Here is a 22,757-nt window from a genome sequence, read left to right as displayed (position 1 = left end):
CATTAAATTTGCTTAATTATTATCACAAGCGGCAAAAGATTGAAAAAGATTAATTTCTCTCTTTAATTTAATTAGAATTGATGAAAGTCATCAACTCTACATTAAAATGAGATTCACCATCTATTATATTGGCTACGTTTTTTTTTATAGAGGAAGTCAAAGTAAAATATTTTAAGGAGAAAGTGAAAAAAGAAAAATATAAAGAAACAAGTTGGACTATTTGTCAAGAATGTCAGGGACGCGGCAAAAAAAGTAGAGGGCTTAGCGATAAAGCCCGACGCAACTACCAGATGGCAGTTGAAAATTTTGAAAAGTCGTCTGAAACAGAGGTAGCTCCAGCTCTACCTAAAGCCCACCTCTACACTTGCGCAAACTGCGGCGGATCTGGGTTAATTCCATCTGCTAATCATCCAGTTGTGGATAAAGAAAAATACCCACACGTTGCTATTATTGGCGGTGGTATAGGAGGAGTGGCCTTAGCTGTGGCTTGCTTGCACCGTGGGATTCCTTTTACACTTTATGAACGTGATAGCAATTTTGATGCTCGATCACAAGGCTACGGGCTAACATTACAACAAGCCAGTAAAGCTATCGAGGGATTAGGTATTTTCTCATTGGAAAAAGGGGTAGTTTCAACAAGACATCTCATGCACACGACGGAAGGAAAAGTTATTGGGGAATGGGGTGTCAGAAAATGGATGCAGTCCGATAAAATAACGACTGCCAAACGTTCAAATGTGCACATTTCAAGACAGTCTTTACGCTTTGCGCTACTCGAGCAACTAGGCACTGCTAATTTTGTTCAGTGGGGACACCAATTAATAGATTTTAAAGAAACTGAGGATGAAGGTGTTAGTCTAATATTCCAAGTGAACGGCGAGGTGAAAAGTGCCAAAGCCGATCTTGTAGTGGGAGCAGATGGAATTCGTAGCGCCGTGCGAAAGATACTAATTGGTGACGATGACACCCCTTTACGGTACCTCGATTGTATTGTAATATTAGGTATTTGTCCATTAGCTGCGCTTGAAGGTCTTGAAAGTTCTTTATTAGACTCTGCCACGGTATTTCAAACTGCCAATGGCAATGAGCGAATCTATATGATGCCTTATGATTTAGAATCGGTGATGTGGCAACTTAGCTTCCCAATGAGTGAAGAAGAGGCAAAGATCTTAAGTTCTAAAGGACCTCAAGCACTCAAGGAAGAGGCTTGCCGTAGAACGCAGTGGCATAAGCCCATTCCTCAGATTGTAACAGCAACTCCAGAAACTCACATTTCTGGTTATCCTGTATATGACCGCGAATTACTAAAATCAGAATTGTTAGAAAAAGGAGGCAAAGTCACTTTGATTGGAGATGCCGCTCACCCCATGAGTCCATTCAAAGGGCAAGGGGCAAATCAGGCACTACTGGATGCACTTACGCTGGCTCGAGGAATAGCAAAAGGATGTGGGGTCTTGTCACAATGGAGAGAAAATGGAGTGAGGAAAAGTGTATTAACTGAGTTTGAAACAGAAATGTTAGAACGAAGTGCTTCAAAAGTAAAAGATTCAGCTGCCGCTGCAAAGTTTCTACATTCCATAACTGTGCTTCATGAGAGTGATGAGCCCAGAGGCAGATCTTTAAAGAAAAAAGATTCCGAACAAGAAAAGGTTGAATGATGATGAACTTTTTTTAAATAACTTTTGAGTCAAATAAACTACAAATTTGCGCTCTTTTACAAGGAAGATCTATTTCAATTAAAAGACAAAAAGTAGCTTTTGCACTGCGGTAAATTAAAATAAAAACTAATTATAAAGATTTGAATTTTAAACCTACTAGAACTCTACATCGACTTTTTAACTATTCCTGAAAAATAAAGGCATAAAAAAACTCCATTATTTCTAATGGAGTTTTTTGTGGGCTGTCAGGGACTACAGTCGAACAATTGATACCCATTTTGACTTTTTTTGAAAATTTAAAGTAGTATAAATGTTAAAACAAAATCGTCATTGTCTTCCAATGGCGTTGTTTGTCTTACTGTCAAGTGGATAGACTTCAATTGTAAACCTTATGCAACTTTTAATGTTTTTGAACATGCCGAATTTACAGGTTTAAAATATTAATTTTAAAAAACTTAATTTTTTTTTAAATTCTAGTAGTATTAGTTGCGCTAATGATTTTGGCAATGAACTCTTCGTAAAATGACAATTTTAATTTGAAACCTTTAATTGTTAATTTTGAAATAATATTAGCAGATCGAAACCTCAACATAAATCACCTAAACTTATTTTTTCCTTTATTATACGAGAGTACTTGGAATTTAGAGGAACAATAGCTAGGAAACTTTAAACTTTGGTTTTTTATATAGAGCATTACTTGCCCATTGTTAAAAAAATATTTAATTAAATTAGAATAGTATTAGCCGATTTTAGTATAAAAGGGAGTGTAAGTGATTGCTGTAAGTACGGATGATAAAAAGAGTACACATTTACCAATAATATTTTGGGAGTTAAAAACTGTATTTTGTTTGCAACCTTGATTTAAAAATAGTAAATAATTGTAGGTTGTTCATTAGTAAAGGGATAAATAAGGGGAGGCTGATGTGTTTGGCGAACCAAAATAGTTTCTAAATGATAAGAATAAAGACACCTACTATACAGCAATCAATAGTAATCCTTGGTTAGTAGCAATTTACCTATATTTGTAAAAGCTGCATATTTTATTACAGAGTCAGGATCCCTTACTCTAGATGAGATGCTTTAAATAACATTCAATTACGATGTAAATTTGTTTATCAAGAAAAACCTCCTTTATCATGCGATATAGGAGGTTCACAAATATACCGTATTATTTAAAATTTTAGATTTTAACTTTAATTCCCGCATTGACCACGAAGCCGTCAAGCGGGGCAAAAATATCTTTAAACAAAGGTTTTGAAAGTGCCCCTGTATAGATGCTACCAAATCGTGTTTGACGCGTATCAGTAAAGTTTTCGAAATTTGCGTAAATCGAAAAGTTTTCCCATAATTTTTCTATCATCACTCCAAAAATCCAATAATCACGAGAAGTGGAACCATCAGTTAATTGTTGCGGACTGTAATAATAGGCCTCTAAACCAACTTTCCATTTGTCTTCGACCTCGTACATTAACACATTATTTAAACGGTGCTTGGCTGTTAATGGATTTCGAGATTTATTGCCATTATTTTCGACCGTGGCATCAGTGTAGGTGTAGCCAATGAACAATTTAAAGTCTTCATAACTGAGTTTTAGATTAGTTTCAGTACCCTTAGTGTTTAAATTTCCGTCTACATTTAAAAACTGAAAAGTGTCGTTTGCCAGAGGCGTCAATATTAAAGGATTATTAACTTTTGTATAGAAAAATAATTGGTTTACAGATAGTGACAGTGCATCTGTAATATGTGTTTTGTAATTTACATCAAAGTTGAAACCAAAACTTTTTTCGAGTTTGTTAATATCGCTATTTATTGGTAAAACGTTTTGATATTGTATAGATTCACTTTCTTCAGTAAAAATCGTAGGTGTTTTGTAACCCAATCCACCACCAAGTCTAGAGCTAAGCTTTGGACTAATTCTAAACAATGCCGCTGCTCTCGGTAATAGTGAGAAGCCATATTCATGTACGTAATCACCTCTCAATCCTGTTTCTAGATGCAACCAATCAGTTGCTTTTACCGTGTTTTGAACAAAGGCGCCATAGGTGATTTGATTGTAATCTCTTTCGGGAAATGCACTTTTCTTTTTCTCCTTGAATTCATCAGTATACAAATTGGCTCCTGCAATCCATTGAGATAATTCCCCATTGTTTACATAGGTAAATTCAGAAAAAGTACTAGTTTGAACCCCATCAAAAAGATAGTCAGGGATTGTAATCACACGGCTGAAATTGTTGATGCTGTTTTTTACGATAATAGATTCTCTGTCATTAATTTTATGAGAAAGCGTGAATTGAGTGCTCACTCTTTGTGTTTTATTTTTTTCGAAATAGCTGTCGGGAAAATCACTACGATTTTTAATATAATCAATGTTTCCACCTATTCTATCTTCAAAAACGGTATTCACACCAAAGTTCAATTCAGTTTTATCATTAAGGTATAAAAACAATTTTGGATTGAAGTTATAGCGTTCGAATTTTGGAATAGCGGTTAGTTTAATATCAGCAGGATCGTAGGCTGCGTTGCGGTCATGAGAAGCAAAAATAGTCAATCCTATTTTATCAAAACGTTGTCCGTAAAATCCGTTTATGTCGAGACCACCAGCAGAAGTGCCGTTTAATAAAAAGCGTAATTCTCTTTCATCTTTAGGCGTTTTAGAAACTAAATTTACCAGTCCAGCGATTGCTCCACCACCATACAATGTAGAGGCAGAACCTTTTATTATTTCGACTTGCTTTAAATCTAATGGTGGCGTTTGCAACAAACCTAAACCGCTTGAAGCACCAGAATAAACTGGAAAACCATCCTTTAAAATTTGGGTATAACGCCCATCAAGACCTTGAATTCGAATAGAGGAATTTCCTGAAGTAGCCGATGTTTGCTGCGTTTGTATCCCCGTACTCTCATTCAGCATCATTCGGATATCACCAGGCTTCATGTTGGCTTTTTCCTCTAACTCTTCACCAGCGATAAATTCGACTCGTGTAGGAATGTTGTTGATCGTTCTTGTTCCCCTGGTTGAGGTGATGATAATTTCATCCATCTCTTCAGCTGTACTTTTCATGAAGACAATTACTTCAACTGTTTTTAAAGGGACTTGAATTGTTTTATTTTCTACTACGTATCCTTCTAGTTGAAATGACATAAAGTACATAGCTTCGTCTAGGTTTTCAAATGTAATTATCCCTTCTGCATTCGAATAAGAAGTTAGTGATTGTGCCTGTATAGTGGCTCTAACCGCATTTAGTGGCAGCTTAGAATCTATATCCTTAACAGTGATTTTGAGGCTATGCTGTGCCTGAGCTGTGCCAATAGTTGCTATTGCCACTACTAGTGAAATATATTTAAACATTTTTATTTCTTAATATGAATAATTTTTTTAGCTAATACTTGTAGTCAGCTGTTTTTGAAGATTATAAATAAAAAGAAAATTTAGGTGGTTGCCAAATGGCACCGTTAAAAGAAGAATTTGTAATAGTAACTATGTCAATATCATGCGTTTTGTCACTGTTAACAGAAAAATTTTTTTGAGCTTTGGCTACAGTAGCTGTACTCATAGCAAAACCCACGCAGCTACCACAAGTGTAAAAGGGAGAGCATTTTCCAGTGCAATCGTTACCGCATTTGTGAGATTCTTTTTCGCACTTTTTATCTAGCGTACACTTAGAATTGCTTTCAAAAGCGCTGCAAGGTACGGTTGATAATAATAGTACCAAAAATGATAAAAGTATACTCCAAGTTTTCACAATGCAAATTTAAAAATAATATTTGTGAATAGATTATTTTTTAGCTTCAAATTTTAAGAGGTGGTGAATTAAATAATTTTTGGATTAAGAAGTTATGAAAAGAATAATTTCTACCGCTCGAAAATTAATATGAAGAGCAACATTAACAGTAAAAATACTAACCTAAAAGCTTTAAAATTAGTAGATATAAACTTATACTATACATCATGAAATGGGCTTAATTTTTGTATTTGCCACACGGTTTCTGAATGGCGAATGTATAGGTAAGCACAGTCTAGAAAACATGTAAAAAAACTTTAATAAGTTTTCCAGCAATTTAGGCAGGACATTTGACCCAAATAAGGAAGAGGAGTGGCTTGTTTTAGAACAACTAGAAAATGTTTGTGCTGAAAATCAGTTCAATGCAGAAATGTTATCATATAATGCCAGTAAAATAGAGGAAAAAGGATATCATATATATCAAAAAAAGAGGGATACTTTTTCAAGTATACCTCAAAGTGTGCTGTCAGGAGTACAATCAAACACGTTGTACCTGTTTTAACATTTTTTGAAATTTTAAAGTAGTATAATTATAAAAAAATAACGCCAATGTCTTCCATTGGCGTTATTTGTCTTTGGTGGGCGATGAGGGGTTCGAACCCCCGACCCCCTCGGTGTAAACGAGGTGCTCTGAACCAGCTGAGCTAATCGCCCTTCTACAATTTAGTAACTTTCGTTTCTGTATTGCGTGTGCAAATATACACTTAGAATCCATATCTGCAAACACTTTTTTAAAATAAATTATTAAAATTTGCGATAAATCTTCTTTCTTACTCTTTAACAGCATTTTAAATAAAAGATGAAACTGAATGATTTTTTTGTATTGACTTCGTATAGTCTTACATTTGTCCCATAAATAATAAATAATGGCAAGATTCAAAGAAAACGATTTACCAAAATCAAAAATAACCGCAACTTCTCTCAGTAAAGCAATCATTATATTTAAGTATGCTGGAAATCATAAATGGAAATTTTATGTTGGTTTGGTTTTCCTTCTATTTACTGGCGCAACTGCTTTGGCTTTTCCTAAATTAATGGGAATGCTTATCGATTGCGTAAAAAACAAAGATAATTCTCAAGCTAATACTATAGCTTTAGGATTAATTGTCATTTTATTTCTTCAATCGATTTTTTCGTTTTTTAGATTGTACTTATTCGTCAATTTTACTGAAAATACCTTAGCTAATCTTAGATTATCGCTTTACAGTAATTTAGTAAAATTACCAATGTCCTTCTTTTCGCAAAAAAGGGTTGGAGAATTAAATAGCCGAATCAGTTCTGATATCACCCAAATACAAGATACCTTAACATCAACCATAGCCGAATTCCTAAGACAATTCATTTTAATTATCGGTGGCGTATTGTTATTGGCAAATGAAAGTATTAAATTGACGTTGTTGATGTTATCCGTAGTTCCACTTGTTGCCGTTGCTGCTGTTATTTTTGGTAGATTTATCCGTAAGTATTCCAAAAATGTTCAGGATAAAGTAGCCGAAAGTCAAGTAATAGTTGAAGAAACCATGCAAGGAATTAGTATTGTAAAGGCTTTCGCCAATGAATGGTACGAAATTGCCCGCTACAATGGCAAAATTAAAGAAGTGGTTAAAATAGCCATCAAAGGCGGGAAATACAGAGGATACTTCGCTTCATTCATTATTTTTTGTCTTTTTGGAGCTATTGTTGCCGTAGTTTGGTTTGGTGTTCGATTGAGCATTAGTGGAGAAATGAGTGTAGGACAATTAATCTCATTTGTCCTATATTCTACGTTTGTAGGAGCTTCTTTTGGAGGAATTGCAGAACTATATGCCCAAATCCAAAAAGCAATTGGAGCAACGGAACGCGTTTTTGAATTATTAGACGAAACTCCTGAAAAAATTAATTCAACTCAAAATGAAACAGCTCAAAAAATAAAAGGAAACGTTACTTTCAAAAATGTGGCTTTTAGCTACCATTCCAGAAAAGAAATAAAAGTATTGAAAGATGTTAGTTTCACCGCTAATTTTGGTCAAAAAATAGCGATTGTGGGACCTAGTGGAACGGGGAAATCAACTATCGCTTCGCTCCTATTGCGTTTTTATAACATTGATAACGGAGAGATATTGATTGACGGAAAAAATATTTACGATTATGATTTAGAAAATCTTCGAGGGAATATGAGCATAGTTCCCCAAGATGTGATATTATTTGGAGGTACCATTAAAGAAAATATTGCCTACGGAAAACCCAATGCTACTGAAGATGAAATTATTTTGGCAGCACGACAAGCTAATGCTTTAACTTTTATCGAAAGTTTTCCTGAAAAATTTGAAACTATTGTGGGTGAAAGAGGAATTAAATTGTCTGGTGGGCAAAGACAACGCATTGCAATTGCAAGAGCGTTATTAAAAAATCCAAGTATTTTAATTTTAGATGAAGCCACATCGTCATTAGACAGCGAAAGCGAAAAACAGGTACAAGAAGCTTTAGAAATTTTGATGCAAGGAAGAACCAGTATCATTATAGCGCATCGTTTGTCAACCATTCGCAGTGCGGATCAAATTTTAGTTTTAGACAATGGTAAAATTTCAGAGCAAGGAACACATCAGGAATTAATTGCCTTAGAAAATGGAATCTATAAAAATTTGAGTAATCTACAGTTTAGTAATTCTTAACCTTTTCATTAACCCTCTCCAAAAGAGAGGGAGTTGTTAATTCTACAATTTTAAAAAGCGCTAATTAGTCTGGAAATCAGAATTAATTAGAAATACGATACCTTCGATTTTAAGTAGCAATTAGACTATGAAACTAAAAAAACTTAGCTGATGAATGGGTTGTAACATCGTATTGCTGATTTATATTTTATAAAAATACCGATTCAATAATTATCTCTGTTAAAACTGAGTTTGCAATAAAACACTCCGTGTGGGCGCGATGGTGAATTTCATTAAGTATCGTTTCATATGGAATGTAATCTCCTGTAAAGGTTATTTTTGGTCGTAGATGGGTATGATCATAATTTTAAAAGATAAATTGTCCGAATCATTTTTCCAACTTAAATTAACTTTATGTCCTGCCACAGTAATTTTTTAAATTTATTATTCTGGTTTGCATTTCTTATTTTTAATATGGTGTTTTTTAAGCTCACTCCCCTTAGTATCAAAACGAGTTATACTATCCTGACCAACAACATTTACATAGGATAGAGGCTTTACAACTTCAGGCTTTTTTTGTGTTTGTGCCTCATCGTGCCGAGCATCCGATTTAATTAGTTGATTATTTTCGCTTTCATCATTGATGTAGCATTCAAATTTATCACCTTGTCGCTTATATAATGATTTTTTTTTGTGAGGACCTGCCCAAGGAGAATCGGTTTTAAAATTAGTTGACCAGGTTTGACAACACAAATAGCTTCCACAAGGACCAATATCGCCAATTCGATTTGCTTCCTCACGCAACCCAATTTGACACATCTCTATCCGCACATGAAAGGCTTCGAAAAGGCATTTAATTAACTCCCTATAATCCACACGTCCTTCGGCAGTGTAATAAAATGTGGCTTTAGCTTTATCACCCTGATAATCAACATCGGTTAGTTTCATTGATAAACCGAGCTCTGTGGCTATCACGCGTGCTTTACACATCGTATCAAATTCCATCTCTTTGGCACGTTTCCATTTAGTTGCATCATAGGGAGTAGCTTTCCGTTGAATTTTTTTAAAGATATCTTCCTTATTTACATTTTTTTTCTTGAGCTGCAAGCTTACCAGTTCACCAGTTAAGGAAACATGCCCAACATCATAACCACCCTTATTGCCATCAACTACAACTAATTCTCCATTTTTTAAATCTATGTTTTGATGATTAAGATAAAATTCCTTTCGGGATCCTTTAAATTTTATCTCAATAATAGTATAAGCTTTATCATCAAGTGGTACAACAATATCCGATAGCCAGTCATATACATCTGATTGGCTGCTACCATAGGTATAAACTAAGTCGTTACTTTTGATTCCACTTAGAACAGAAGGACCTTCTGTTGAATAATTTTCCATAGTATCCTATATATTAATTCCCTTTCGAGAGTGTATGAAAGTTTGAAATGTCTATTTAATAAAAGAAGGAAAGATAATCAAAATTCGTCTTCATCAATCCCTAGAAGCATATTGTAAACTTCTTGTAATTCCAATAACGTTTTTTTATTCCCCATTTTTTTGGCAATCTCAATTCCTCTTTTATAAGTTTCAGCTGCTTTGTCTACTTCATTCAGCGACTCATATAATTTCCCCAATTGATAATAACTCGCTACATAATTTTCATCATCATTTATCAATTTCAAAAAGCAATTTACAGCGGTATCATTTTCTTTAACCAAAACATATTCTAATGCCAATGCGTATTTCAGAAAAGAGTCGTTGCTATCTTCCTTTAAAAATTCCTGTAATTGTTCAATTCTATTATTCATTATTTTTTTTTGGTGAAAGTAGTAACCACAATAAAAAATCTTTTGCAAAATAATTCCAAGCCCAGTTGATTTATACAATTTGCTTATTTATTAGATTCCAAATAACATTTAATCTTTAAAAATGCCAAACGATCAATCGGCAATTATCGCGTTAAAATTAGAAGCTATTTTTTTCTTTGTTGATTAACAATACTCCTCATAAGCGGCCTTTAGGTTTTCGGCAATCATTGCTCCCGACTTTCCTTCAATATGGTGGCGTTCTACAAAATGGACTAATTCTCCGTCTTTGAATAGGCCTACACAAGGCGATGAAGGAGGAAATGGGAAAAAATGTTTGCGTGCTTCTGCAGTGGCTTCAGTATCGAAACCTGCAAATACAGTTGTGATTCGGTCAGGGCGCTTGCTTGCGTCCAATGAAAGTTTTACTCCCGGTCGTGCGGCACCGGCAGCACATCCACAAACTGAATTGACAACTACTAAAACGGTACCTTTTGAATTAATGGCAGCTTCTACTTACTCAGCGTTGCGCAGGTCTTCAAAACCAGCAGATGTAAGTTCTTCCTTCATTGGTATTACTAATTGTTCTGGATACATAGTGTGATATTTATAATTTAAAATAAAATTCAAGGTTTTAAAGAGAACCCTAATAAACTCTGTGATTTTTTTAATTTAAAATAGGAATCATTCGAATGAATAATCAATTTAAAACCATTGGTTAAAAAATATGCTTTTCAGCATGATAGGAAGAACGAACCATAGGGCCACTTTCCACATAACGAAACCCTTTTTCGAGACCTATTACCTTATATTTAGCAAATACTTCAGGGTGAATAAATTCTACAACCGGCAAATGTTTTGGTGAAGGTTGCAAGTACTGCCCCATTGTTAATACATCGCAGCCTACTGCACGTAAATCATCCATTGTTTCATAAATCTCCTGTTCGGTTTCTCCTAATCCAAGCATAATTCCTGATTTAGTTTTCATTCCGGCCTCTTTCAGTCGTTGTAATACCTCGAGGCTTCGATCATATTTTGCCTGCACACGAACCTGTTTTGTTAACCTGCGAACCGTTTCTGTATTATGAGAAATGATGTCTGGATGTGCATCTATAATACGTTGTAGGTTTTCCCAACTGCCCATAAAATCGGGGATAAGCGTTTCAAATTTTGTTTCAGGACTCACTCTACGAATCGCATTAATCGTTTCTACCCAAATAATGGAGCCGCCATCTTTTAAATCATCACGGTTAACCGAGGTAATTACGCAATGTTTCACATTCATGAGACGCACAGATTCTGCTACACGCTCCGGTTCTTTTAAATCAACAGGCAACGGACGACCGGTAGCCACATTACAAAATCCGCAGGAACGGGTGCATATATTTCCTAGAATCATATAGGTGGCGGTACCTGCCCCCCAACATTCGCCCATATTAGGACAACTGCCGCTTTCGCAAATGGTATGTAATTTATGAGTAGATACGATTTCTCGAACCTTTTTATATTCTTCGCCCATTGGCAGTTTCACTCTCAGCCAATCTGGTTTGGTTTTATACCTTGGCTCTTCTACTATTTTAATATCGTTATGTAACATTTTTAAAAAAATTGGGAATTATTAAAATAAAAGCAACCCTTTTATTTTTGGTTCCGGTTAAACATTTGTTCTATCCTAGACTAAAAAAAAGGGTAAAACGGTATAATATATTAGTTCGTCATTTATATTGTTAAGTGATAATCGCGTAATTTATACTATATCTAATACTGTTGCCTTGGTATAGCTGTTATGCGGTTTCCGTAACTACATTTTTCACTTCGGGAAGCATTTCCCGTTGCATGTTTTGGACACCCATTTTCAAAGTAGTATTGGTCGAAGGACAGCCGTGACAAGAACCTTTGAGCATCACGGTTACTGTTCCGTTTTCGAAAGATTTAAAATTAATGGCGCCACCATCTCCTTCAACGGCTGGCCGAATATATTCATCAAGAATTGAAATTATTTTTTGTTCAATATCCCCAGAAATGTTTACCGGTACTTCTGATTTTTCTTCAATTAATTCGCCATTGAGAAGAGGTTCTTTTAGGGCAAGCTTTGCTTTAATTAGCTCCTTAATTTCCGGTATTACCTCATACCATTCAAAGCTTTCGTCCTTGGTTACGGTAATAAAATTGGAAGTAATAAAAACGCCTTTTACATAAGGAAGTTCAAATATTTTTGTGGCAAGAGGAGAAATGGCTGCCTTTTCTTTTGTGCGGAATTCAATACTTTCTCCTTCTTCATCGATTAATAAAAAGGTCAGTACAAATTTCATTGTGACGGGATTGGGCGTCATTTCGGTATAAATGGAGATTGGTGCGTTCATTTTTTTATATTTATTTAACCTTTTATCGAAAAAAGGATAGGTGTTATTTTATTGATCTTACCATTTAACATCTGCCACTTGAGCTGGTGCTTTTGCATTTTGTATAGACACTTGTTGTGCCACTTTACGTGCCATTTCCATGTAGGCAATAGCTTGGGGTGTGTTTTCCTGCAGCACAGCGGGGCGACCTAGATCACCAGATTCACAAATATTTTGTACTAATGGTATTTCTCCCAACAACGGAACTTCTAATTCTTCGGCAAGTTTTTTTGCTCCATCTTTGCCAAAAATATAATAGCGTTTCTCCGGCTCGTCGGGAGGACTGAAATAGGCCATATTTTCTACAATGCCTAAAACGGGTACATTTATCGACGGTAATTGAAACATTCCAACTCCTTTTTTGGCATCAGCCAAAGCCACAAATTGAGGAGTGCTTACAATTACAACTCCGTTCAAAGGAACGGCACCAACTAATGATAAATGAATGTCGCCAGTTCCGGGAGGTAAATCAATTATCATATAATCTAATTCCCCCCATTCTGCTTCCTGAAACAATTGGACAACCGCTTTTGATGCCATTGGTCCACGCCAGACTAGCGCTTGGGAAGTATCTGCAAAAAATCCTATAGATAATAATTTGACACCAAAACTTTCTACGGGAATCATTTTATTTACACCATTAATCGCTTTAATTTGTGGCTTTGCATCCATCACATCAAACATAATGGTTTGTGAAGGTCCATAAATATCAGCATCTACTAAACCAACCGATGCCCCAAGTTTTACCAAAGCCAAAGCCAGATTTGAAGCTACCGTTGATTTCCCAACACCACCTTTACCAGATGCTACTCCTATAATATTTTTAACATTTGGTAACAGAGGTCCACCGCTTTTTCGAGAGGAAACATCGGAAGTCATTTTCACATTTACATTCGCTTCTTCATCTATAAAATGCAAAATCGAATTTACACAAGCCTTGTGAATCAATTCTTTCATTGGGCAGGCAGGTGTTGTAAGTACTACGGTAAAACTCACGTTTTTACCCTCTACTTCTAAATCCTTGATCATACCAAGGGTTACCAAATCCTTTTTTAAATCAGGATCTTCGACATTTTTTAAAGCTTCTAAAACTTGTTCTTTTGTAATATTCATTTTGGCCTCCTTTTATTTCTTTAATTTTTTGTTCTAAAAACTATTTACTTCCCGTACCATAACCAATCTATCATCACCTACAGAAACCAAATAGTTATTATAAGTACTCCAAATCAATTTATTTACCGAATGTGTATGAGCATCAAAATTTTCTTTGGTGATGCGTTTTAATAATTGAAACGTTTTTGCATCCCAAATTTTGATGGTTTTATCACGGCTGGCAGTGGCAAAAAGTGTAGCATCGGGACTAAATACGATATCGTAAATTGCCCAATTATGTGCAGGAATTGACTTTAGTAAATCATAATTTCCTACTTGCCATATGTTTAAATGTGCATCTCTTCCTCCGGTCAAAAGAAATTTACCATCAGGGCTGTAACGCACAACATTTGATGCAAGTCCATGCCCAATAAAATCTTTTTTATAATCCAATGTATGCAGATCAAATACAAGAATATTACAGTCCCCTAGTGCAACCGCTATTTCGGAAGTGGTGTAATTAAAATCAATGCTGCGTACTTTTTCCTTGGATAGTTTTTTCATTTTAATCAATGACAAAGTATCGAGTGAGCAAACGGCAAAATTACCATCGCCACCGGCTGTATAAAAGCAATTGGTTTCTAAGGAATATTTGATATCAAAAATCGGTGCCGTATGATGTTGCAGCATTTTTTTTTCTTCTTTTTTCTCTAAATCAAGGATGTGAATACTTCCGGTTGTTGTTCCCGCAAGCAATAATTTTTTTTCAGGAATATGACAAATAGCATAAACAGCAGCAGGTAAAGATGCTGAAAATTTTTCGGCTTGCAGAGTTTCTAAATTCCATAATGCGATAAACATATCGCTACCCGCTGTAAAAACAGTGTTGTCAGATATGCCTTTATCCATCGCATATACACAGCCGCTGTGGCCAGTAAGTGTTGCGATATGTTTTATACCAATGTTTATTTTTTTTATTGTCTCCATTTTATTTTGTTGTGCTGTTTTTCTTGAAATAAAACCAAGTGAAAAATCACTTTTGCTTTACAAAATTAATAACTCCACCTTGTAAGATATGTTCAACTTGTCTCTCACTTATATTGTAAATAAGTGGAATTTCAATATTTTTCCCAATTACAGTAGCTGTTACTGCTTCTCTGTTTTTAATAGCTATCCTTAAGCCTTCTATCTGTAAAATATCACCTTGTTCCAGTTTATCCCAGTCAGCTGGGTTTTTAAATTCGAAAGGAATTATACCAAAATTGATCAGGTTCTGCCAACCGATACGAGCATAAGATTTGGCAATAGCAAACTTTTGTCCAAGATAACGAGGAGATAATGCAGCATGTTCTCTACTCGAACCTTGTGCGTAATTATTGCCTGCAATAACACAAAAGCCCGTATGTAATTTTTGATTTTCAATGGCTCGATCATAAAAACTTTCGTCAATAGCATAATATGCATATTTACTTAGCTCCGGAATATTTGAACGCAAGGGCAGTACATCGGCACCCGCTTTTAATATTCCATCTGTGGAGATATCGTCTCCCATTTTCAAAAGGATAGGGATTTCTAGTTTATCTGGAAGTTGTTCAAAATTGGGAAGTGTTTTAATGTTTGGTCCCTTAATCAATTCAGGAGATTCTTCATTTGGAGCAATTAGCATCTTCTTACTTATCTTGATTTGGGATGGCTCTATCCATTTTGGATAAGCCATATTCATTAAAATTTCAAGTTCTCTTGGATCCGTAATTTTTCCTGTAATTGCTGAAGCTGCCGCAGTTTCCGGGCTACATAGGTATATTTGGTCATCTAGTGTTCCTGAACGTCCCGGAAAATTACGAGGCATCGTTCGGAGGCTGATAGTATTGGTAGCAGGAGCTTGTCCCATACCGATGCATCCCATACAACCGGATTGATGAAGGCGTCCACCAGCAGCGATCAACGGGCCAAGAGCGCCCATTTCTGTCAAATTTTCTAGCACTTGACGTGAAGAAGGATTGATATCGAAAGAAACATCGGGAGAAATAACTTCCCCTTTTAAAATTTGTGATGTGATCCAAAAATCACGTAGTCCTGGATTTGCAGAAGAGCCTATTACAACTTGGTTTATTTTCAATCCGCTAACTTCTCTCACCGGAACCACATTACCGGGACTTCCAGGAAGTGCAATTAAAGGTTCTAACTCAGATAAATTGATTTCAATATTAAGGTCATATGTTGCGCCCTCATCGGCTTCCAATTTCATCCACTCATCTTCTCTTCCTTCTTGTTTAAGAAATTCAAGTGTGATTTCATCGGAGGGAAATACGGAAGTTGTAGCGCCAGTCTCTGTTCCCATATTGGCGATAACATGACGGTCCCAAGCACTCAGAGACTTTAAACCGGGGCCATAATATTCTAAGATATATCCACGTCCTCCAGTCACATCATACCTGCGAAGCATTTCTAAAATAACATCTTTAGCGCTTACCCAGTCGGGAAGCTTTCCAACAAGTTTGATACCCATCACTTTTGGCATTTTAACAAAATACGGTTCCCCTGCTGAAGCGAGGGCAACATCTAATCCGCCCGTACCGATGGCGAGCATTCCAATACCACCTCCAGCAGGAGTATGGCTGTCTGAACCTAACAACGTTTTGCCTGGCCTACCAAATCGCTCCATGTGTACTACGTGGCTAATTCCATTTCCTGGCCTACTGAACCAGAATCCAAAACGTGCTGCTGCCGACTGAAGAAATAGATGGTCATCCATATTCTTATAATCCGTTTGAAGCAGGTTGTGGTCTACATATTGTACTGCAACCTCTGGTTTGATTTTATTTAAATTAAATGCTTCTAATTCCAGCATTACTAATGTGCCTGTGGCATCTTGTAATAATACCTGATCAATTTTCAACCCGATTTCAGTTCCGGGAGTCATTTCACCGGAAATAAGATGAGAACTAATCATTTTTTGACTAACGTTTTGAGTTTTCATTTTTACTGGTTTTATATTTTTATATTTTACATACTTTTTTTGATCCTTCATTACCGTTTTGCTGCTATCAATTTCTGAGTGTACCAATAGAACAATCGCTCTAAAATTGTTGTGATGCAGCTTATACAGTATTTAAATCAGGACACTTAATCTTAAATAAAAATGCTCAATATGCCTAGAGAATATAAGGGAACCTTTTACAGGCTGGAAATTATTTTTCTGCAATATTTGGTATCAATACGGACTTCATATACTCATGTCTTTAGCTCGTATTTAAATTTGTTTGGGCTGCTTGTATAAAGGAACCATAGAACAAGCTTCGCCATACATAACACTTTTTGCAATTGGGCGTAAAAGCCTAGTGATTTCAACATAAGCCGCTTTAGGGACTGGTAAATGGCCACAACCCTTTATCACGATTCGTGCATCTTTATATTCATCGAGATTTAGTTTGTTAAGGATCTCATTATACAAAATGGTTTCCAGTGTTTCTAAATCACCAAACACGACCCTTTTTACGTAAGGCTCTAACTGAATTGCTAACAGCATGTAAGCCCAAGTTGGAACTACAGCATCGGCAGAGCAAATAAGGGCCACATATTTCTCTGAGTATTTACTCCAATCTTCATTCTTGATAAATTCCCTAAAGTCTTTTTCTTTCAAGATTAAACCTTGAAATAAATGCTCTTTTATATCCAATACTACACGATTGCCTTGAGGGTAAAAAGCTTCCAAGTCAATGGTGATGATGCCACTTAATGCTACTTTATTTATGATTTCCTTCATCTATTTCTTTTTTGCTCCTCTCCTTTGGGGAGGTTGGGTGGGGATTTTACATCATTCCAAGTTCGTATTCCGCCTCTTCACTCATCATTTCTTTGGCCCAAGCCGGTTCAAAAGTCATTGTTATTTTTGCTGATTTAATCCCCTCTATTTCACGTTATTTTTGTTCTGTTTCCGGAGGCAGTGTTTCTGCTACGGGACAGGATGGTGATGTTAAAGTCATTAGAATAGTAAGGTTGTTCTCTATATCAATATTGAGTTCGTAAATCAATCCTAACTCCCAAATATCAACAGGTATTTCAGGGTCGTAACAAGTTTTAAGGGTATTGATAGCCTTTTGCGCAAGCGCCATATTTTGTTTTATAATTTGTGCTGCCATATTTATTATTCAAATGTTTTAGCAATTTTTCCTTCAATATAGTCACGCAAAGCCTCGATTTTTACAGTGTTCACAACTTCCGAAGCGAAGGCGTGCATCAATAATTTTTTAGCATTTGTTAGACCTATTCCACGAGCTTGCAGGTAAAATATTTTTTCTTGATCTAATTTACCTGTAGATGTCCCGTGCGAACATTTGACATCATCGGCATAAATTTCTAATTGCGGTTTTGTATTGATTGTTCCGTCTTCGCTTAGTAAAATATTTTTGTTGGATTGAAATGCATTTGTTTTTTGAGCATCTTTTCTAACAAATATTTTTCCATTGAAAGTAGCGGTTGACTTTCCGTCAATAATCCCTTTGTAAAGCTCGTTGCTGTTGCAGTTTGGCTTGCGATGATCTACGACAGTATGATTGTCAACTACTTGATTTCCTGAAGTTATATACAACCCGTTCAAATGTGATTCGATATGTTCATCATCTAAAACTATAGTCAAATTATTGCGAACTAATGCGCCACTCAAGGTAAAAGTATGTGTAGAAAATACGCTTTGTTTCTTTTGAATTACTTGTGTAGTATTCATTAAATAACCCAACTCCTTCCTCTCCGGCAGGCAGGCATTTTCATCTTGAATTTTATAATGATCAACAATGGCGTGATTATCCACTACAATTTCTGTTAACGCATTACTGAAGGTTTTTGCTTTGGAATCAACCGTTTGATAAGATTCTACTATTTTCACTTGTGCATTTTCATCCACCACGATTAAATTACGTGGATGAATTATGGTGTTTTCGAATGCTGTTGCAATATGAATGATATGGATTGGTTTTTCAATTACCACATTTTTTGCGATATGAATAAACACGCCATCTTTAGTCATTGCGGTATTTAACGCTATGAATGGATCCGTTTTAATATCTGCATATTGTGCATAATGTTTTTCAAAAACAGCGGAATTACTAGTTGCCGCATTTACTAAACTGCAAATCGTTACCCCTTTTGGAAGATTTTCTAAATTGGATAATCCTTCCACAAAAATGCCGTTTTCGATAATTACATTATAAGCCTCTTTTAAAAATTTCAGCGGTTCAATTTGCTCATCATTACAGTTTTTACTGGTCGATAAATCAAATTCCCCTTTTAATATTGAACTGATAGGAGTATATTTATATTCTTCGTGATTTCTGGTTGGAATACCTTGTTTGTAAAAGCTTTCCATCGCCTGATCACGAATTTGTGTATCGCCGAATAAAAATAATTTTGATGTCTCAAATTCAAAAATCAATTTATCTTTTATCGTACTGGTTTTAATTGCTGTTTCCATTTTGTACTAAATTAAGCTTCTACTTCTTCTACTTCTTTAATAAAATCGTATCCTTTTTCTTCTAGTTCTAAAGCCAATTCTTTTGGCCCTGTTTTCACAATTTTTCCATTGTATAAAACGTGAACAACATCGGGGATAATATAATCCAACAACCTTTGATAATGCGTGATAACAATGGTTGCGTTATCTTTCGATTTTAATTTATTCACGCCGTTAGCAACAATTCGTAAGGCATCAATATCAAGTCCACTATCGGTTTCATCAAGTATGGAAAGTTTTGGCTCCAGCATCGCCATCTGAAATATTTCATTTCGTTTTTTTTCACCACCGCTAAAACCTTCGTTTATCGAGCGACTGATAAGTGCTTTATCTATCTCAACTAACTTTTGCTTTTCTTTCATCAGAGTTAAAAACTCTTTTGCTGCCAGAGGTTCCAAACCTTTATAAGCGCGAATTTCGCCAATAGCTGTTTTTAAAAAATTAATATTGCTTACCCCCGGAATTTCAATGGGATATTGAAACGCAAGAAATATGCCTTCTCTAGCTCTATCTTCCGCTTCTAGTTCTAATAAATTTATACCGTTATAGATTATTTCACCTTCTGTAACTTCGTATTCGGAACGACCCGCAAGTACTGCAGATAAAGTGCTTTTTCCAGAACCGTTAGGGCCCATAATAGCATGTACTTCTCCCGCTTTTATTTCTAGATTAATCCCTCTTAATATTTCTTTCCCGTCAATTGACGCGTGTAGATTTTTTATTGATAGCATTTTTTTAAAATTTATGAGTTAAAATTTATAGGTTGTAAAAGATTTCACCTTTATCCTACTGAGCCTTCCAAAGAAACCTCCAACAATTTTTGCGCTTCCACAGCAAACTCCATTGGCAATTGACTTAATACGTCTTTGCAATAGCCATTTACAATTAAACCAATGGCTTTTTCATTATCAATACCCCTTTGTTTGCAATAAAATAATTGGTCTTCACCAATTTTTGAAGTTGTTGCTTCATGCTCGACAATGGCGGTGTTGTTTTTTATTTCGATGTATGGAAAGGTATGTGCTCCGCATTGATCAGTCATCAATAAACTATCGCATTGTGAAAAATTACGGGCATTATCTGCACCTTTTCCAATACGGACTAACCCTCTGTAACTGTTGTTGCTGTAACCTGCCGAAATCCCTTTGGATATGATGGTACTTTTAGTATTTTTACCAATGTGGATCATTTTTGTTCCAGTATCGGCTTGCTGATAGTTATTGGTGAGGGCAACAGAATAGAATTCACCTATCGAATTGTCTCCTTTTAAAATCACCGATGGGTATTTCCAAGTAATTGCAGATCCTGTTTCTACTTGAGTCCAAGAGATTTTAGAATTTTCTTCCAAACAAATACCTCGTTTTGTAACAAAGTTGAAAATACCTCCTTTACCGTCTTTATCACCTGGATACCAGTTTTGTACGGTGCTGTATTTTATTTGCGCATTTTTATGTGCCACGAGCTCTACAACGGCTGCATGCAATTGATTTTCATCACGCATCGGTGCCGTACAGCCTTCGAGGTAACTCACATATGAATCTTCATCAGCAATAATTAAGGTGCGTTCAAACTGACCAGTTCCAGCCGCTTCTATTCTGAAATAAGTCGAAAGTTCCATCGGACAACGAACTCCTTTTGGAATATAACAAAATGTACCATCTGTAAATACGGCGGAGTTTAGTGCTGCATAAAAATTATCGGTATAAGGAACTACAGAGCTCATGTATTTTTTTACCAATTCTGGATGTTCCTGAATTGCTTCGCCAAACGAGCAAAATATAATTCCTTTTTCAGCTAATGTTTTTTTGTATGTTGTTGAGACCGAAACGCTGTCGACTATAATATCCAGGGCTATCCTATTTTCAACTCCTGTTAAACGTTCTTGTTCCAAGATTGAAATACCGAGTTTCTGAAATGTTTTTAATAATTCCGGATCGACTTCGTCTAAACTGTTTAATACCGCTTTTGGCTTTGGAGCTGAGTAATAAATGATATCCTGAAAGTCTGGTTTTTCGTAAGAAACGTGAGCCCAATCTGGCTCCTTCATTGTTATCCAATGACGGAAGGCTGTTAAGCGATAGTCTAACATCCATTCGGGTTCCTTTTTTTTGGCAGAAATAAAACGAATAATATCTTCATTCAATCCTTTCGGTGCGTTGTCAGCATCAATATCGGTAACAAACCCATATTTGTATTCTGTGCTGAGTTTTTGTTCTAAAACCTCGTTCATACTATTTAAGTTTTACTATTGTTATTTTGTTCATCGGTAATTCCCAATCCCAAAAATCATTTTGATTAAATTATTAAATGCAAACTATCTTTTTTGGCAAATAATTCTTCTTCGCTTTCGCGCCAATTGTCATCATCTACACAGCAATCAACAGGACAAACTGCGGCACATTGAGGCTCATCATGAAAACCAACACATTCAGTGCATTTATCGGCTACTATGTAATAAACATCATTGGATACAGGTTCTTGCGGTTCATTTGCATCGGCAGTCAATCCACTTTTTGAGGTAAACATTCCCTTTATGGCTGTTCCATCAGCAAAGCGCCATTCATCGCCCCCTTCGTAGATTGCATTATTCGGACATTCGGGTTCACAAGCGCCGCAATTAATGCATTCATCGGTAATTATAATTGCCATTTTTCTTTTTTTAAATTGTTCAAAAGTCGAAAGCTTTTCCAAGAAACACTTACAAGTTTTAAACCTTAAATCTAATATTAAACGCCAAACGATTCTCCGCAACCGCAAGTTCTGCTTGCATTTGGATTAACAAATACAAATCCTTTTCCGTTTAAGCCTCCCACATAATCGAGCTCCGTACCTATTAAGTAAAGGAAGCTTTTTTTGTCAACAGCAATCTTTATTCCTTTGTCTTCAAAAACCTTATCGCTCACTGTAATCACATTGTCAAACACGAGTTTATAAGTAAGACCGGAACATCCGCCACCATCCACACCTACTCTAATAAAGGTTCCTTCTGGGCTATTTTCGTTTGCTATTAAACTTAATGCGTGTTCTTTTGCATTTTCTGAAACTGTTATCATTCTATTTCTAATTAATGATTATAATAATTCTTTATTTTCTCCACTTATTTCTTCAAATAAACTTTTAAAAGTAACTGTAGCTTCTTTTTCACCATGGGACAAATCAGATAGTGTGATGGTATCTAGTAACTTATCTATTGCAGATTGAACTATGGTCCAAAGTGATCGAATGGAGCAATCAACTGAATTGCTGCATATTTTCATTACGCCAACATGATTGACGCAAAATTGTTCGTCAAATAACCGCCCGCCTAAGGCATTCAAAATGTCGTTTACTGTTATCGTATTTGCAGGTCTGGCCAATACATATCCTCCAACATGTCCTTTGGTACTATTAATTAAACCTTCCATACGAAGGATTCGGGTCAATTTAGAAACATTAGGTTGCGATAACCCTTCGGCTTCACTGAGCTGAGGAATGCTCAAGCCGGACTGATCATTACATTTTGCAATCCGGACTAATAGTCTTAAGCCATACTCGTCTTGTGCTGTTATTTTCATTGTTTAAAAGTTTGATGTTTTAATAATGGATTTTTAATATTTAAATAAACCTATAAGACAAATGTAAACATTGTTTTTCAATATATACTAAAAAGTATATATTAATTTATACTAAAAAGTATATTGATGAATTTAGTAAAAACTACTATAAAAAGTATCTCTTCATTTGAAACCTCTTTATTGTTACAAAGAGCAATCTGTTAAATGACTCAGAACGCCTGTTAATCTATGCTGCGACCTATTCGCGATGCAACTTTTTTAGAAACTTAAGATAGTTTTTTAAGTTTTCATTTCTATTTTCTAGGCTAAAATCGGAAATAAC

At 35.6% G+C, this 22,757-nt stretch carries 17 protein-coding genes, 1 tRNA gene and 2 pseudogenes; 2 read left to right on the top strand and 18 right to left on the bottom strand.

Annotation, left to right across the window (positions count from 1 at the left end; genetic code table 11):
• Window positions 1–182 precede the first annotated feature (182 nt).
• On the top strand, window positions 183–1,658 hold the full coding sequence (locus tag BUC11_RS01240) for an FAD-dependent oxidoreductase (RefSeq protein ID WP_073351318.1): 1,476 nt from the start codon (window positions 183–185) through the stop codon (window positions 1,656–1,658).
• Window positions 1,659–2,838: 1,180 nt separating this feature from the next.
• Here the strand turns inward: BUC11_RS01240 and BUC11_RS01235 are convergent.
• Entirely contained in the window at window positions 2,839–5,007 is a 2,169-nt protein-coding gene (locus BUC11_RS01235) for a TonB-dependent receptor plug domain-containing protein (RefSeq protein ID WP_073351098.1), read from the bottom strand.
• A 1,009-nt stretch (window positions 5,008–6,016) separates the two neighbouring features.
• Window positions 6,017–6,094, bottom strand: a tRNA-Val gene (locus BUC11_RS01225).
• A gap of 212 nt (window positions 6,095–6,306) precedes the next feature.
• Here BUC11_RS01225 and BUC11_RS01220 point away from each other — a divergent pair.
• Window positions 6,307–8,091 (top strand): ABC transporter ATP-binding protein, encoded by a 1,785-nt coding sequence (locus BUC11_RS01220; RefSeq protein ID WP_073351094.1) that lies wholly within the window; start codon window positions 6,307–6,309, stop codon window positions 8,089–8,091.
• A 423-nt stretch (window positions 8,092–8,514) separates the two neighbouring features.
• Here BUC11_RS01220 and BUC11_RS01215 read toward each other — a convergent pair whose 3' ends face one another.
• The 16 genes and pseudogenes from BUC11_RS01215 to BUC11_RS01140 form a co-directional block, all read right to left on the bottom strand.
• Window positions 8,515–9,471: a PSP1 domain-containing protein gene (locus tag BUC11_RS01215; protein ID WP_073351092.1), complete on the bottom strand. Its 957-nt coding sequence runs from the start codon at window positions 9,469–9,471 to the stop codon at window positions 8,515–8,517.
• Between the two features lie 77 nt (window positions 9,472–9,548).
• On the bottom strand, window positions 9,549–9,881 hold the full coding sequence (locus BUC11_RS01210; RefSeq protein WP_073351316.1) for a tetratricopeptide repeat protein: 333 nt from the start codon (window positions 9,879–9,881) through the stop codon (window positions 9,549–9,551).
• Between the two features lie 183 nt (window positions 9,882–10,064).
• Window positions 10,065–10,475 (bottom strand): annotated as a pseudogene (locus tag BUC11_RS01205) (BrxA/BrxB family bacilliredoxin).
• 121 nt (window positions 10,476–10,596) lie between these two features.
• Window positions 10,597–11,475, bottom strand: coding sequence for a lipoyl synthase (gene lipA, locus BUC11_RS01200; protein ID WP_073351090.1), 879 nt, complete (start codon window positions 11,473–11,475; stop codon window positions 10,597–10,599).
• A gap of 187 nt (window positions 11,476–11,662) precedes the next feature.
• Window positions 11,663–12,241 carry a NifU family protein gene (locus BUC11_RS01195; protein WP_073351088.1) on the bottom strand — a complete coding sequence of 193 codons (579 nt, stop codon included), beginning with the start codon at window positions 12,239–12,241 and terminating at the stop codon, window positions 11,663–11,665.
• A gap of 57 nt (window positions 12,242–12,298) precedes the next feature.
• Window positions 12,299–13,393 carry an Mrp/NBP35 family ATP-binding protein gene (locus BUC11_RS01190; protein ID WP_073351086.1) on the bottom strand — a complete coding sequence of 365 codons (1,095 nt, stop codon included), beginning with the start codon at window positions 13,391–13,393 and terminating at the stop codon, window positions 12,299–12,301.
• Window positions 13,394–13,426: 33 nt separating this feature from the next.
• Entirely contained in the window at window positions 13,427–14,359 is a 933-nt protein-coding gene (locus tag BUC11_RS01185; protein ID WP_073351084.1) for a WD40 repeat domain-containing protein, read from the bottom strand.
• Between the two features lie 46 nt (window positions 14,360–14,405).
• Window positions 14,406–16,352: an aconitate hydratase gene (locus BUC11_RS01180; protein ID WP_073351314.1), complete on the bottom strand. Its 1,947-nt coding sequence runs from the start codon at window positions 16,350–16,352 to the stop codon at window positions 14,406–14,408.
• 273 nt (window positions 16,353–16,625) lie between these two features.
• On the bottom strand, window positions 16,626–17,138 hold the full coding sequence (locus BUC11_RS01175) for a DUF2480 family protein (RefSeq protein WP_073351082.1): 513 nt from the start codon (window positions 17,136–17,138) through the stop codon (window positions 16,626–16,628).
• A gap of 46 nt (window positions 17,139–17,184) precedes the next feature.
• Window positions 17,185–17,514: pseudogene (locus BUC11_RS01170) on the bottom strand (iron-sulfur cluster assembly protein).
• Between the two features lie 5 nt (window positions 17,515–17,519).
• On the bottom strand, window positions 17,520–18,842 hold the full coding sequence (gene sufD / locus BUC11_RS01165; RefSeq protein WP_073351079.1) for a Fe-S cluster assembly protein SufD: 1,323 nt from the start codon (window positions 18,840–18,842) through the stop codon (window positions 17,520–17,522).
• A gap of 11 nt (window positions 18,843–18,853) precedes the next feature.
• Window positions 18,854–19,612 carry a Fe-S cluster assembly ATPase SufC gene (gene sufC, locus BUC11_RS01160; protein ID WP_073351077.1) on the bottom strand — a complete coding sequence of 253 codons (759 nt, stop codon included), beginning with the start codon at window positions 19,610–19,612 and terminating at the stop codon, window positions 18,854–18,856.
• A gap of 50 nt (window positions 19,613–19,662) precedes the next feature.
• A complete protein-coding gene (gene sufB / locus BUC11_RS01155; protein WP_073351075.1) occupies window positions 19,663–21,111 on the bottom strand; it encodes a Fe-S cluster assembly protein SufB in 1,449 nt (482 codons plus the stop codon).
• Window positions 21,112–21,176: 65 nt separating this feature from the next.
• Window positions 21,177–21,530 carry a 4Fe-4S binding protein gene (locus BUC11_RS01150; RefSeq protein ID WP_073351312.1) on the bottom strand — a complete coding sequence of 118 codons (354 nt, stop codon included), beginning with the start codon at window positions 21,528–21,530 and terminating at the stop codon, window positions 21,177–21,179.
• Between the two features lie 77 nt (window positions 21,531–21,607).
• Complete coding sequence (locus BUC11_RS01145) at window positions 21,608–21,934, bottom strand: HesB/IscA family protein (protein ID WP_073351074.1); 327 nt, start codon at window positions 21,932–21,934, stop codon at window positions 21,608–21,610.
• A gap of 18 nt (window positions 21,935–21,952) precedes the next feature.
• A complete protein-coding gene (locus BUC11_RS01140; RefSeq protein WP_073351071.1) occupies window positions 21,953–22,435 on the bottom strand; it encodes an RrF2 family transcriptional regulator in 483 nt (160 codons plus the stop codon).
• Window positions 22,436–22,757: the final 322 nt, after the last annotated feature.

Origin of the sequence: Flavobacterium xanthum, from assembly GCF_900142695.1 — a bacterium.
Classification (GTDB): Bacteria; Bacteroidota; Bacteroidia; order Flavobacteriales; family Flavobacteriaceae; genus Flavobacterium; species Flavobacterium xanthum.
Note: the sequence above shows the minus strand (reverse complement) of the source record. Positions and strands in the feature narration are given on the sequence as shown.